The following is a 14,045-nucleotide window of genomic DNA, read 5'->3' as shown; positions in this document are numbered from 1 at the left end:
TCAGCTCGATACAATCAAAAGGAGTGTTTATGTTTTTAGAAATCAATCATTTAGAAAAAGTATACCGTACCCGTTTTTCAAAAGAAGAAACCCGCGCTCTTCAAGATGTGGACTTCAAAGTTGAAAAGGGAGAATTTATCGCCATTATGGGAGAAAGTGGATCTGGGAAGACGACCCTGTTGAACATTCTCGCCACCCTTGATAAGCCAAGTAACGGTAGTGTCATCCTCAACAACCATGATATTACCAATATCAAGGAAAGCCAGCTAGCCGATTTCCGTCTGCGCAACCTAGGCTTTGTCTTTCAAGACTTTAACCTGCTAGATAGCCTGTCCATCCGTGATAATATCTTTCTTCCTTTGGTATTGGCGCGACGACCTCACAAGGAGATGGAAGAGCGTTTAGCGCAAATCGCGCCCAAGTTGCGGATTGCCGACTTGCTCAACAAGCGCCCCTTTGAACTGTCTGGCGGGCAAAAACAGCGGGTTGCCATTGCTCGTAGCTTGATTACCCAGCCGCAATTGATTCTGGCAGATGAGCCGACAGCAGCGCTGGATTACCGTAATTCCGAAGATTTACTCCATCTCTTTGAAGACATTAATGCAGACGGTCAAACCATTCTGATGGTGACCCACTCTGCCAATGCTGCCAGCCATGCGGGCCGTGTCCTCTTTATCAAGGACGGACGCATCTTCCACCAACTGTATAAGGCCAATAAATCCAGCAGTGATTTTGCCAAGGAAATCTCACTCAGCATGTCTGCACTACTGGGAGGTGAATAGTCCATGTTCTATCTCAAATTAGCCTATGGCAATATCCGAAAATCCTTTTCAACCTTTGCGCCTTTTATCCTAGCGAGCTTGGTTCTCTTTGTCCTCAATTGCTCGACCTTGCTCCTTATTCTCAGTCCGGTGGCCAAAACCATGGGAACAGGGACTCTGGCACTCGGCTTGGGTAGTGTGGTCTTAACGATTTTTTCTGTCATCATGGAAATCTACAGTTTTAATTTCTTGATGACGCAACGCGGAAGAGAATTCGGGCTCTACAATATGCTGGGCATGAACAAGAAGAAATTAGCCCTCATTGCAACGCTGGAATTGATGATGGTGTTTGGTCTAGTCGTCATTCTCGGAAGCATCTTGAGCGCAGCATTTTCCAACCTGATGTACTTGATATTTGTCAATCTGGTTCAGGGAACCAATCTGCACTTTGACATCTCATTTGTCGCCTTTTTCTTCAATACCTTGATTTTTGCAGGTATCTTTTTCCTCTTGGAATTACTAGCCATTCGCAAGGTTGGATTTTCTTCTCCACTCATCTTGTTTAGAAGTAAGGAAGAGGGAGAAAAAGAACCGAAAGGCAACATGCTCCTAGCCATCTTGGGCGTACTTTGCCTTGGAATCGGTTATTATCTTTCCCTTTCATCCAGTAAAATTAGCGCAATCGTGGTTCTCTATCGCTTCTTTATTGCGGTGCTGTTTGTCATCGTGGGAACCTATCTCTTTTACATCAGCTTTATGACCTGGTATTTGAAAACCAAGCGCAAGCAGAAGAAGTATTTCTACACACCTGAACATTTTATCTCAACCTCGCAGATGATTTTTCGCATGAAGCAACACGCGACAGGTCTTGCCAACATCACCCTTCTTGCTGTCATGGCTTTTGTCACCATTGCGACTACGACATCGCTTTACACCAATATGACGAGTACCCTCGATACTCTTTTTCCCAAAGAAACGACCATTACCTACTATGTGAAGAATCGTCAAGAAGGAGCAGAGGCTTTTCAAAAAACGGTACTTGATACCTATCCTGAAAAGGCGAACGATAGCAGGTCTTACCTAGCTTTATCAGATGTGATTTATTATGACGGAGGGAAAACGCTTGAGTTGACCAAGGAAAGACTCAACACCCCTTCTGTCAATGCTTTTGCAGGTCTCGTTGTCATGACCCAAGAAGATGTTAAGAAATTGGGCAATGATATCCCGGAATTGACAGAGCAGCAAATGATATTTTACCAGCCAGAACAAAAAAACAAGGTCGAAACTATTTACCTAGCCGATCAGACATTTGAAGCTGTAGAGGTGAAACAGAAGATTCAAGTCCCTGATATGTTAAACACCTATAACCCCTTCCTTCTCATCGTCAGCAACGATCAAGTGCTAGAAAAGGTTCTACAAGTGTTCAAAGAAAGTCAACCTGACAATCCTGACCGATTCATGAACTATCAAGTTCAAACTAATCTTAGCAAGGACGAATACCAAGCACTGGTCGGTGCAAATGATGGAAATTTCATGACAGAAGATGGAAGTAGAAGTCTGGGACTTGTCGTCCAAAAAGATGATTTCAAAAATGCGATATTAGGCTTCGTTGGCGGCTTCCTCTTTACAGGCTTCTTACTCGGAATCAGTTTCTTGCTCGGTGCTGCCTTGATTATTTACTACAAGCAGTATTCTGAAGGGCATGAAGACAAGAAATCCTATAAGATTCTCCAAGAGGTGGGCATGAGCCAGACGGCCGTCAAAAAGACCATCAATTCTCAAATCTTACTCGTCTTCTTTATGCCGCTTGCCATGGCTATTCTCCACTTTATCGTGTCTCTTATCATGCTCAAGCAAATGCTACTCATGTTTGGAGTGACCTCACATGCCATGATTTACACCGTGAGTGGAATTACCATTGCAAGTGTCTGCCTCATCTATTTCATCATTTACAAATGGACCAGCAGAACCTACTACCGTATTATTGAACGATAAAACAGCAGAAAAAGTGGCTCGCTCAGCCACTTTTTTGATACAATAAGGATATGAAAAAAGAAAAAATTTACATCGTAGAAGATGATGAGACGATTGTGCAATTATTGACAACGCATCTTAGCCAGCAATACCAAGTGAAAAGCGTACGCAATTTTCGCGCCGTCAGTCAGGAAGTAGCAGAATGGCAACCCGATGTTGTGCTCATGGATATTAGCCTGCCCTATTTTAATGGCTTTTACTGGACGACAGAGATTCGCAAGACCATGACCATGCCGATTCTCTTTATCTCCAGTAGCGATGATGAGATGAACGCCGTTATGGCGATGAATATGGGCGGAGATGATTTCATTTCAAAACCGTTTTCGCTAGCCCTCTTAGATGCCAAAATCGCGGCCTTTTTACGCCGTATCCAGCAATTCACCCAGACAACCCAGCTCGTCCTTGATGATTATCAATTAAGTGTCGATGGGCGTTTGAGCCATGGAGAGAATCAGATTCAGCTATCACCTACGGAAACCAAGATTTTGACCACCCTCATGCAGAGCCAAGGCCAAGTCGTGACTAAGGAAAAACTCCTCGAACAGCTATGGGAAAATGAGGAATTTATTGACCAGAACACCTTGAATGTCAACATGACTCGTCTGCGAAAAAAAGTCAGCGAGCTAGGATTTGACCGCATTCATACCATTCGTGGAGTGGGGTATGTCGTCCAATGATTGCAAAATTTATGAAAGAATACGCTGGCTGGTACCTGCTCTATCTCCTTATGGGAATTGGCTTTTTAGGCATGTTTGCCCTCTACCATCTGCCTTTTGATTTTATTCTCCAAAGCCTCTTTTTTACCGGCAGTCTCCTTGCCATTTGGACGGTTTGGCTCTTTTTCAGATTTCAGCGCAAGCAACTCATGCTAGAAGAGGCCCTGTATGAAGAAATCTTGGATGCATTCCACCTCCCGTCTGACCTTGCCTATCTCCAGTTACTAGCGCAAGAAAAAGCAGTGGCCAAGCAAGAGATTCTTGCCTACAAGTCGCGGGAAAATGAGTGGCAGGCTCTGATTAAAATATGGTCCCACCAAATGAAGGTTCCCTTGGCGGCTCTCTCTCTCATGAGCCAGACCAATCAGCTTAATCAGACCGATGTCAATCATCAGTTGCTCCGTCTGGACAACTATATGGCCAATCTCTTAAATTACATGAAGTTGTCCAATCAAGCCAGCGATTTCCGCTTTGAAAAAGTCGAGGTCAAGGACGTCATCATCGCATTGGTCAAAAAATACCGCAGTCAATTCCTCCAAAAGGAAATGACGGTTGAAGTGGTGGGAACTTGGCAGATAAAAAGCGACCGCAAATGGCTGTCCTTTGCTCTTTCACAAGTCATCGACAATGCGATTAAATATAGCCCCAATAGCGGTACCGTAACCATTCATCTGGACAATGGGGTCACGATTTCCGATCAGGGAATTGGGATTTTGCCAGAGGATATTCCACGCTTGTTTGAAGAAGGCTTTACGGGTTACAACGGTCGTGAACACCAGAAAGCTAGCGGCTTTGGCCTCTACCTAACCAAGCGTGTCCTGACACAATTAGGTCTGATGATTCAGATTACAAGCCAAATTGACCAAGGAACGCAGGTCCGCATTTGGCAAGAGAAGTAGGAGGAGTAGAGAAAGAGTGCCAGTTGTGGCGCCCAGCTCCTCCATGCACGACGATGAGAATAGATTATCAAAATTTACATAATATAGATTATGCAAAATTAGGTTTCTTTTGTGATACTTTTCTTAGGTGGTTCGGACGGTAGCGACTTCCTATGGAATTCCATACCTAAATTTTGAGCCCAAGGTCTCAAAATTTCCGAGTAGCGTCACTACCGATAATGACGCTACTTTTACCACAGCGAAAAGTATCTGACGAGGCTCGCTCCGCTCGCGAAAATCGAAAAAATAGAATGTTACGTTAGCAGAGCTTTTGAACCTGTTTAAATAGATCTTGGGTTTGTCTATGTTTTTAGTTTACATAACATAAATTATGTAAATTTTATTTTTTACAGCGATTTTTAGATAATACTTGAAAACGTTTTAAAAGATGATATACTAGGAAATAGATAAAGGAGGAAGTTATGGCACATCATGTTTTGCAAAATGGTTCAGATATTCGTGGGATTGCGATTGCAACAGACGAGCTGGCGGTGAATCTCACACCGGAAGCTGTCACAAAAATTGTCCGCGGATTGGTTCATTGGCTTTGTCAAGACGAAGCGCTGGTTCAGCTCCATCAGTCAGGCAAATTGACCATCGGTATCGGGCGCGATAGCCGATTGAGTGGTCCTAGTCTGGTAGCTGCTTTTACAGAAGAAGCCGTCCGCTTGGGCGTACAGGTAATCGACTTTGGTCTAGCCACCACCCCAGCACTTTTTATGAGTACCCAATATGCGGAATTTGCCTGTCATGCGGGTGTCATGGTGACCGCGAGCCACTTGCCTTATTATTTCAATGGAATTAAAATTTTTAGCCAAAAAGGCGGTGCAGAGCATGAAGATATCGCCTTCATCCTTGAGCATGACCAAGAAATAGCTACACAGTCGGGCGGAAGCGTTAGAACAGCAGACCTACTGACCCCTTATGCGGCAGATTTGGTCGGGAAAATTCGTCAGGCCAACCAAGGAGCAGAAGCGCCATTAAAGGGTCTCCACATCATTGTAGATGCGGGAAATGGAGCAGGGGGCTTCTTTGCGGACAAGGTGTTACAGGCTTTGGGAGCTGATACAAGGGGCTCACAATTTTTAGATCCAGATGGCACATTCCCAAATCATATTCCAAATCCAGATAATAAAGAAGCTATGGCCAGCATTCAGAAGGCAGTCCTAGAAAATGCGGCAGATTTAGGGATTATCTTTGACACCGATGTCGACCGCGCTGCCTTGGTGACTAAGTCTGGTGAAATATTAAACCGTAACAATCTGATTGCTGTTCTAAGTCAAATCATTCTGCAAGAACACTCTGGAACGAGCATTGTGACCAATTCACCAACTTCCGAGCATCTAAAACGCTTTATTGAAGAGTTGGGTGGCAAGCAAATTCGCTATATTTCAGGCTATCGCAATGTGATTAACAAGGCGATTGAGACCAATGCAGCAGGCATTGATTGCCAGTTGGCGATTGAAACTTCTGGACATGCTGCTTTCAAGGAAAATTACTTCCTGGATGATGGAACCTATGCAGCAGCAAAAATCCTGATGTTATTGCCACGCTTGCAAGCAGAGGGCACTAGTCTAGATGATTTGATTGCGCAGTTGAAACAACCTGTAGAGACACAAGAAGTCCGCTTCAAGCTAGAAGCAGAAGACTACCGAGCCCTGGGCGAACAGGTGATTGCTGATTTACAAGCGCAGTCGATTGACGGCTTCCAGTTTAATCCTGAAAACGAAGAAGGAGTGCGCTTTGATGTAACGGATCCGTATGGAGATGGCTGGTTCTTATTGCGAATGAGCCTCCATGAGCCACTTTTGGTCCTCCAAGTGGAAAATGATCAATCAGGCTACATTCTTCCGATCCTCAAACGCTTGTCTGCCTTTTTAGCTGCCTATCCTCAGGTCAATCAAGCTAAAATGAAAGAAATCATTGGAGAATAAAGATAAAAAGTTTACATAAAATAGATTATGTAAACTTTTTTCCTATATGATTATTTCTAGAGCTTATCCAAGGCGTTTTTCTGCTCATCATTGACGATATGGGTATAGAGGTCTGTCACCTGTGTATTGGCATGACCTAGCTGGTGGCTCACCAAGACTTGAGACTTGGTCGCATCATAGAGACGCGTTGCGAGCGTGTGGCGCAGTTTGTGCGGTGTCACACGAATCTTGAAGTCAGCCGAATATTTAGCGACCATTTTTTCGATGCTAGATGCATCCATGCGATTGGGTAGGCCACGGTATTCCGATAAGAAGAAGGCGATGTCGGACTTTTCAGCCTTGTAGCGTTGCTGACGAATGGCAAGGTAGTTCTCCAAATAGGGCTTGGCAAAGCTCGCTACGTTAACAGAATCTCGTTTGCCCCCTTTTCGTGTGACTTCGATGACCATCATTTTTAAATTGACATCAGCTAGATTGAGATTAACTGCCTCTGAAAGGCGCACACCCGAAGCCAGCAGAAGGGCTAAAATTGCCAAATCCCGTTCCTTATTTTTCTGGAAAGAGGAGAGGGCACGTTTGGATAACTTGACCTGATACTGGCTGTCCACATAGTCCAAAAATTCCATGGTTTCATCGCCCAGAAAGAGCTTTTGCTTGATATTTTCAGCCCGCGCAGCAAGAGTTTCCTTTTTCTTCTTAGTCGATACCTTTTTCATGACATTGCGGTAAAAATAAGGCTCACCTTGCTCATTTTCGACCTCCTCGGTCAAGTATTTATACAGACTTGATAAGGCAGACAAGGTTCGATTGATGGTTGTCTGCGAAACCCCGTTTTGAGTGGTATTGGCATTCAGCAAGGGTCTTTCGCGCAGATACAAGATAAACGACTCCATGTCTTTCTTGGTCAAATGCTCCAGAGTATCCAAGGAAATCTCCGAAATGTGGGATACAGACACCAAGTCAGCATCAATCAGCCATTCAAAAAATCTCCGATATTCTTTCAAATATTCGTATAGGGTTGTAAAACTGTAAGGTACAGCGAGCTTTGACTGGTAGTAGTCGAGGACATACCAGGGCATGACGGCTTTTAGTTGCTCAATTTTTTCTAATAATAATTCACGTCGCATGGCTTTCTCCAAATCTTTTCTTATCTATCATTATAGCACAAGGATAGATATATTTCAAGAAAATTATAGTTTTTCGGAAAGATGTTTGTGGGATACGTCATACTAATAAAGGACATTCAATATAATTCATTTTCAAGAAATAACCCCTGACAATTGGCGCATGCCTATCAAAGTTAAACCTGAACAGGAAAGATTCGTTGCTAGTGTAGCGACCACTCTGGCTCGAGCCTATGCCTATCGTCATTTTTCTAGCACAGCTGGTTGGATTTTCCATCACCATACCCCGATTGGTCTGTTCTTATATTATGACGCTCCTGACCTAGATGCCTATATCCTGGCGGAGTTCTTTATCGCTGATGAATTTCAAGGAAAAGGCTACGGCAAACAGGCTCTTGTTCAGTTGTTATCGTTATTAAAAAATGAAAAACGTTATTCAAGACTACGTCTTTGCTACATCGAAGACAATGTGGCGGCAAGGCAATTTTATCAGTATCTGGGCTTTTCTGAAACGGGTGAACGAGATGCTGATGAGATTATCATGGAATATCGTTTCTAGAGTTTACATAAATTAAATTATAGGGTTTTAACTATCAAAAAGACTTGAATTTACCTTCAATCGCCACGATTCAAGTTAAAATATTCTTTAATTTCTTGTGTCAATAAATCTATAGAATAAATCCGAGTCACTCCTTCACCAATCGGAAAACTCTTCTGTGATTTTAAGTCCAATAATGACTGTGGTACAATCTTATGAGTCGTCGCTTTCAAAGTGACAGCCAGAATCTGCTTCTTCGTTCTCAATGCATAGTCAAACTCCAAGAATAAGTAACGCCCTGATCCAGTAAGTTTTAAATAAGGGCTAGTTAGCTCTGAAACAAAAGCCAGCACTTGCAGTTTTTGCATGGTTGTTCCATTTTCTTTAACCTTTAAATATTTTAAATCAACTTTTTTGTCCAAGCAATCGATAAAGAATTTTTCTGTTCCTTTAGAGTAGGATAGTCCACATAGATGCATATAGTTACTCCCCGAAAAGTAAACAGCTATTTCATCCTTTGAGGTACTATAAATCATTTTTCGACCAACAAAATGTTCTTGGAAATAACATGCAGCTTCATGTAACGTCTTCATGCTGTGTTCCAAGTATCGTAGTTCTTTAGGATTAGGTTTTCTAAACTTGTCTTTCTGTTTCACGTACTCCTCCAAAACAAAAAGACGACTCACATTTGTGGGTCATCTTTTTAGTCGGTTTATTTTGGTGTCTGCCACCCGCTTGGCCCTTGTGTCCAAGATTGATATCGGATTTAGTTTTGGTGTCCGCCACCCGCTTGGCCCTTATGTCCAAGATTACTATCAGATTGACCATGAGCCGACTACTCATCTATATTTCTATTATACACTATTCTTACTAAATTTCAAGCAATTTTCATCATATCACGACAAACACATGAAAAAGTCTTCTCTTTTTTCTACCTCAAACACTTTTTGATTTAAAGTAGTCGTTTTAAATACTGGTCAAAGGATAGACTAAGGACATATTTCTTACGTCGCTTGCTCATTTTCTTTCCAAAATCCAGATATTCAGGAACTAAATAAAATAAGATTAAAATAAGAAGTCTCTGCGATGCGTGAAATAAAGTCGTCATAAACATTGTTGCTTGAGACTTATTGAACTATGCCTGTTCCTCTGTGTTTTCAGCGATTGCACGTCCAGCTGCACGTCCAGTTAAAGTTGCTGTAATCAACTCTTTTATGTCGATTCCCATTCCTTCTGTCACTTGACTCATGGTGTTCATGATGTCACCTACCATTTTGGCAGAATTTCCGTCACCGTACATGGTAATGGAATCAACATTTGTAAGCGGAGCAGCTACATTCTTCGCAATTTCTGGTAAGACATTGACAACCATTTCTGTAATGGCCGCATCTTGCATTTGTTTCATGGCTTCAGCTTTTTGGAGTAACCCTTTAGCCTCGGCTTCCAACTTCAAGCGAATTGCTTCAGCTTCTGCTTTACCTTTTGCGGCAATTGCTTCAGCTTCTTGGAGTTGTGCAAATTTTTCCGCCTCGGCTTGAGCTTTGCGGGCGTCAGCCTCTTTTTGAGTTTCGTACAATTCAGCATCTGCTTTTGCTTGACGCTCTAAACGGTCGGCCTCGGCAGCCTGTTGGCGAGCGTATTTATCGGCATCAGCTTGTGCTTTAATGTCAGCAGCGAGCTGTTGCTTACGCACTTCAACCTCATGTGTTTTAACTTCAGCCTCTTTTTCTTGCTTCACAATGTTTGCTTCAGCAGTTTCACGTTCGATTTCTTTACGCTGGATTTCTTGTTGAATCGCATAGGCCGCATCAGCCTTCGCACGCTCCGTATCAGCTTCGGCTTGTAAGGCTGCTTGGCGTTTTGCAAGTTCGTTTTGCTTTTGAGCGATTTCAAGGTCTGCTGCTACACGTGCTTCATTCGCCAATTTATCCGATTCAGCTTGTTGTTGCGCGATTTCTTGTTGCGCTTTTGCCTTTGCTTTTGCAGCTTCTTTACGAATTTGCTCGGTATTGTCAATACCAAGATTTTCAATGACACCTTTGTCATCAATCAACCCTTGAATATTAAATGCGACGATTTCAAGCCCCATCTCTTCCAGGTCTTTAGTCGCGTTTTCTTGCACCTTTTCTGAGAATGATACACGGTCAGTTACAATTTGCGCCAATTTCATTTGCCCAATGATGGCCCGCAAATGCCCCTCTAAGGTATCACGAACTTCATCGGCAATTTCATCAGAGGTTTTGTATAAGAAGTTGCGAGTAGCCGCTTGAAATAGCTCGGGGCGCTCTGTGCCAATTTTGACTTTTACCGCGGCGTCTACTTTGACATTGATGTAGTCGTTAGTTGGGACATAATCTGACGTACGAGCATCAACAGAGATCATTCCGGCTGTCATAGTGTCAACACGTTCTAAAATTGGAATTTTCCAACCAGTTTTACCATGGAGAACACGTTGCCCTCTTGGGCCTGAGATGACCTTAATCTCTCCGGGACTTGCAGATACGAATCCCGCAAAGAAAATCCCTAGAATTGCGAGGACTACAATGATTAGAACAATTAAATATAATAGATCCATTTTTTCACCTCATAAATATTTTATTATCCTCAGTATAGCATAAAATGAACCTTTATGCACTTTTAATTTTAATGAAAATACTTACGATAATCCATTTTACGTATATCTTTTTAAACAAGAAAAAATTTTACATAATATATATTATGTAAAATTAGGTTAAAGAAAAAGTTCTTTTGCGATACTTTTCTTAGGTGGTTCGGACTGTATAGCGACTTCCTACGGAGTAAAATAATCCAGTGGATTATTTTAGCCCGAGCCCAGAAACAAAGGAGCGAGGATAATCGATTTCTACGAAATCACGATTTTTATCCCACTCCCTACTTTTACCACAGCGAAAAGTATCTGATGAGGCTCGCTCTGCTCGCAAAAATCGGAAATTGAATGTAACGTCAGCAGGGCTTTTGAACTTGTTTAAATAGATCTTGGGTTTGTCTATGTTTTTAATTTACATAATAAATATTACGTAAACTAAACTTTCGATTGGTCTACCGATAATCTTGGTCGATGATTGTATCGTCTCGATACCAGACTTCGATATGGACTGTATACTGGGCGGTCTCGTCTTTATCAAATATCTGACTTAACCAGGTCGCAAAGCCCTTATCAAGTTGCTCACGGTCCATCACCTTATTCACCAAGTGACATCATTTTTATATCAAAAAGAAGAGATTTATTTTCTCTTCTTTTTCGCTTTCTTCATTTTGTTGGCCATGCGTTTCATGGATTGTTTCATAGCAAATTCACCGATTTTACCTTTCAATCCGCCGCCAAACATTTGGCTCATATCTGGCATACCAGCTCCGCCTAAGGCTGATAAATCAGGCATTCCGCCTTGTCCCATCATGCCTTCAAGGGCAGACATGTCCATGTTGTTGGGCAGATTTTTCGGAAGATTATTGGGGTTAATTCCCATCTGCTTCATCATCTTGTTCATATCACCTGACATGACCCCCTGCATCATGGCCTTGGCTTGGTTAAAGTCCTTGATGAATTTGTTGACTTCGACAAAGGTATTTCCAGAACCATTGGCAATCCGTCTGCGACGGCTCGGGCTTAGCAAGTCAGGATTTTCACGCTCTGCTGGTGTCATGGACGAGACGATGGCGCGTTTTCTCGCGATTTCGCGCTCATCAACCTTGAGATTGGCAAGGGCTGGATTGCCTGCCATTCCTGGAATCATCTTGAGCAAATCTTCCATTGGTCCCATGTTTTGAACTTGGTCGAGCTGATCGATGAAATCGTTGAAATCAAAGGTGTTTTCCCGCATTTTTTCAGCGAGTTCAAGCGATTTCTTCTCGTCATATTCTTGAGAAGCCTTCTCAATCAAGGTCAGCATGTCTCCCATGCCGAGGATACGGCTAGACATGCGGTCTGGGTGGAAAGTTTCAATATCGGTAATCTTCTCACCTGTACCGGTGAATTTGATTGGTTTTCCTGTGATATGGCGAACAGAGAGCGCCGCACCACCACGGGTATCCCCGTCAATCTTGGTTAAAATCACCCCAGTCACTTCGAGCTGGTTATTAAACTCCCGAGCGACATTCGCTGCTTCCTGACCAATCATGGCATCGACCACGAGGAGGATTTCATTTGGCTGGGCAAGTGCCTTCACATCCCGCAATTCGTTCATGAGAACTTCGTCGATTTGCAGACGACCTGCCGTATCAATCAAGACATAGTCATTATTGTTTTGTTTAGCAACTTCAAGACCTTGCTTGACAATATCAACCGCTGGAACACCTGTCCCCAACTCAAAGACAGGCACTTCTATCTGTTGACCCAAGGTTTTCAACTGGTCAATGGCTGCTGGACGATAGATGTCCGCCGCAATCAGCAAGGGACGAGCATTTTCTTCTTTTTTAAGTTTATTGGCTAATTTCCCTGCAAAAGTCGTTTTACCAGCCCCTTGCAGACCGACCATCATGATAATGGTTGGGATTTTTGGTGATTTATTGATTTCAGCTGTATCAGACCCTAAAATCGCAGTCAATTCTTCATCGACAATTTTGATGATTTGTTGGGCAGGATTCAGCGTTTCAATGACCTCATGGCCAACAGCCCGCTCACGGACCTTCTTGATAAAGTCCTTCACGACTGGTAGGGCAACGTCCGCCTCAAGAAGAGCTAGACGAATCTCTTTGGTCGCCTCTTGGACATCGCTCTCGCTGATTTTGCCCTTACGGCGTAGGTTTTTAAAGACATTTTGTAAACGTTCGGTTAAACTTTCAAAAGCCATGGTCTTCTCCTTTATTCTCTATTGTCAATGCTGCTTAAGATGGTGATTTGCTCCTGCAGAAAGTCATCTGCGGGATAACGTTCGAGGATTTGATCAAAAATCTGACTGCGGACAATGTAATCGGAATACATGTGCAATTTTTTCTCGTAATCTTCTAAAATCTTCTCCGTCCGCTTGATATTGTCATACACCGCCTGACGGCTGACCTGAAATTCCTCGGCAATCTCCGCTAGACTATAATCATCCGCATAATACAGCTCAATATAATTCATCTGTTTATCGGTCAAGAGCGCCGCGTAAAATTCAAACAAGGCATTCATCCGATTTGTTTTTTCAATTTCCATACCCTCTATTATACCAAATTTTTCCCATGGGATAAAGCCTGCCTATCTATTTTTAGTCATAAAAAAGTTTACATAATAAATATTATGCAAACTAATTGTTTTCTAAATAAAATTCAAAACGCTCGCCGACATATTGACTATTGACATACTCAAACGGTTGACCATCTTCCAAATACGAAACTTGGCGCAGCGCCAAAATGGCTTGATTTTTAGTGATTTGTAGGTGTTTGGCTACCTGTTCGTTGGCCAAGCGAGCATAGATGGTCTGGTGGCTTTTCCCGATACGGTAGCCATTTTCCGTCAAGGTTTTGAAGAAATGATTGGTCACATCGCTCTTTTTGACATTATGAATCAAACGCTCAGGGATACTGGCCACCTCATAGACAACAGGGATATTATCTGCAAAACGCACACGTTCCATCCGCACGACATACTCTCCTGCCTGTAAATTCAATTGACTCACTTCCTTATCATTGGGCTTTGTTCGGATATAGGACAACAATTGACTGGACGGAGTTTTGCCTTGAAGTTGAATAATATCTGTAAAAGACATGGTTCCACGCATTTTTTCTTGGACACGGGTGCTAGCCACATAGGTTCCCGAACCAACTTTTCTCTGTAGAACCCCTTCTTCCACCAAAAGCGTAATCCCTTGGCGCAAGGTCATTCGCGACACACCAAACTCATCAGCTAAGTCCCGCTCGCTCGGTAAACGCTCGCCGATTTTCCAGACTCCACGGTCAATTTCTTCTTTTAATTTATCGTGAATGGCAATATAAGCAGCTTTCATACTCACTCCTCTTCGTTTCTCTTTCTATTGTACCAAATTTCTATCTTTTTAACCA

General features: G+C 42.8%; 13 protein-coding genes. 6 read left to right on the top strand and 7 right to left on the bottom strand.

Translation table 11 applies throughout. From position 1 onward, the window contains the following. The first annotated feature begins 29 nt into the window (after positions 1 to 29). The 5 genes from BU202_RS02195 (at position 30) to BU202_RS02170 (ending at position 6,383) form a co-directional block, all read left to right on the top strand. Complete coding sequence (locus tag BU202_RS02195; RefSeq protein WP_075104173.1) at positions 30 to 782, top strand: ABC transporter ATP-binding protein; 753 nt, start codon at positions 30 to 32, stop codon at positions 780 to 782. A gap of 3 nt (positions 783 to 785) precedes the next feature. After that, entirely contained in the window at positions 786 to 2,756 is a 1,971-nt protein-coding gene (locus BU202_RS02190) for an ABC transporter permease (RefSeq protein ID WP_075104172.1), read from the top strand. Positions 2,757 to 2,806: 50 nt separating this feature from the next. After that, positions 2,807 to 3,472, top strand: coding sequence for a response regulator transcription factor (locus tag BU202_RS02185; protein ID WP_075104171.1), 666 nt, complete (start codon positions 2,807 to 2,809; stop codon positions 3,470 to 3,472). Continuing rightward, a complete protein-coding gene (locus BU202_RS02180; RefSeq protein WP_075104170.1) occupies positions 3,469 to 4,410 on the top strand; it encodes a sensor histidine kinase in 942 nt (313 codons plus the stop codon). The genes BU202_RS02185 and BU202_RS02180 overlap by 4 nt, the downstream gene beginning before the upstream one ends. Before the next feature lie 461 nt (positions 4,411 to 4,871). Next, on the top strand, positions 4,872 to 6,383 hold the full coding sequence (locus BU202_RS02170) for a phosphohexomutase domain-containing protein (protein WP_075104168.1): 1,512 nt from the start codon (positions 4,872 to 4,874) through the stop codon (positions 6,381 to 6,383). Positions 6,384 to 6,439: 56 nt separating this feature from the next. Here the strand turns inward: BU202_RS02170 and xerS are convergent, their stop codons facing one another. Beyond that, positions 6,440 to 7,510 (bottom strand): tyrosine recombinase XerS, encoded by a 1,071-nt coding sequence (xerS, locus tag BU202_RS02165; RefSeq protein ID WP_075104167.1) that lies wholly within the window; start codon positions 7,508 to 7,510, stop codon positions 6,440 to 6,442. Between the two features lie 160 nt (positions 7,511 to 7,670). Here xerS and BU202_RS02160 point away from each other — a divergent pair, with 160 nt between their 5' ends. Beyond that, a complete protein-coding gene (locus tag BU202_RS02160) occupies positions 7,671 to 8,066 on the top strand; it encodes a GNAT family N-acetyltransferase (RefSeq protein ID WP_083605737.1) in 396 nt (131 codons plus the stop codon). 56 nt (positions 8,067 to 8,122) lie between these two features. Here the strand turns inward: BU202_RS02160 and BU202_RS10440 are convergent, their stop codons facing one another. The 6 genes from BU202_RS10440 to BU202_RS02130 all read right to left on the bottom strand — a co-directional run bounded on the left by BU202_RS10440 (position 8,123) and on the right by BU202_RS02130 (position 13,990). Further along, a complete protein-coding gene (locus tag BU202_RS10440) occupies positions 8,123 to 8,701 on the bottom strand; it encodes a PBECR4 domain-containing protein (RefSeq protein WP_075104166.1) in 579 nt (192 codons plus the stop codon). A gap of 479 nt (positions 8,702 to 9,180) precedes the next feature. Then, positions 9,181 to 10,620, bottom strand: a complete 1,440-nt coding sequence (locus BU202_RS02145) for a flotillin family protein (RefSeq protein WP_075104164.1) — start codon at positions 10,618 to 10,620, stop codon at positions 9,181 to 9,183. Between the two features lie 485 nt (positions 10,621 to 11,105). After that, positions 11,106 to 11,255, bottom strand: coding sequence for a hypothetical protein (locus BU202_RS10525; protein ID WP_167364734.1), 150 nt, complete (start codon positions 11,253 to 11,255; stop codon positions 11,106 to 11,108). A gap of 35 nt (positions 11,256 to 11,290) precedes the next feature. Continuing rightward, positions 11,291 to 12,856: a signal recognition particle protein gene (gene ffh / locus BU202_RS02140; protein WP_075104163.1), complete on the bottom strand. Its 1,566-nt coding sequence runs from the start codon at positions 12,854 to 12,856 to the stop codon at positions 11,291 to 11,293. Between the two features lie 11 nt (positions 12,857 to 12,867). Continuing rightward, complete coding sequence (locus tag BU202_RS02135) at positions 12,868 to 13,200, bottom strand: putative DNA-binding protein (protein ID WP_075104162.1); 333 nt, start codon at positions 13,198 to 13,200, stop codon at positions 12,868 to 12,870. Between the two features lie 91 nt (positions 13,201 to 13,291). After that, positions 13,292 to 13,990 carry a GntR family transcriptional regulator gene (locus tag BU202_RS02130; protein ID WP_075104161.1) on the bottom strand — a complete coding sequence of 233 codons (699 nt, stop codon included), beginning with the start codon at positions 13,988 to 13,990 and terminating at the stop codon, positions 13,292 to 13,294. Positions 13,991 to 14,045: the final 55 nt, after the last annotated feature.

It is taken from the genome of Streptococcus cuniculi (assembly GCF_001921845.1).
In the GTDB taxonomy this organism is placed as follows: Bacteria; Bacillota; Bacilli; order Lactobacillales; family Streptococcaceae; genus Streptococcus; species Streptococcus cuniculi.
Note: the sequence above shows the minus strand (reverse complement) of the source record. Positions and strands in the feature narration are given on the sequence as shown.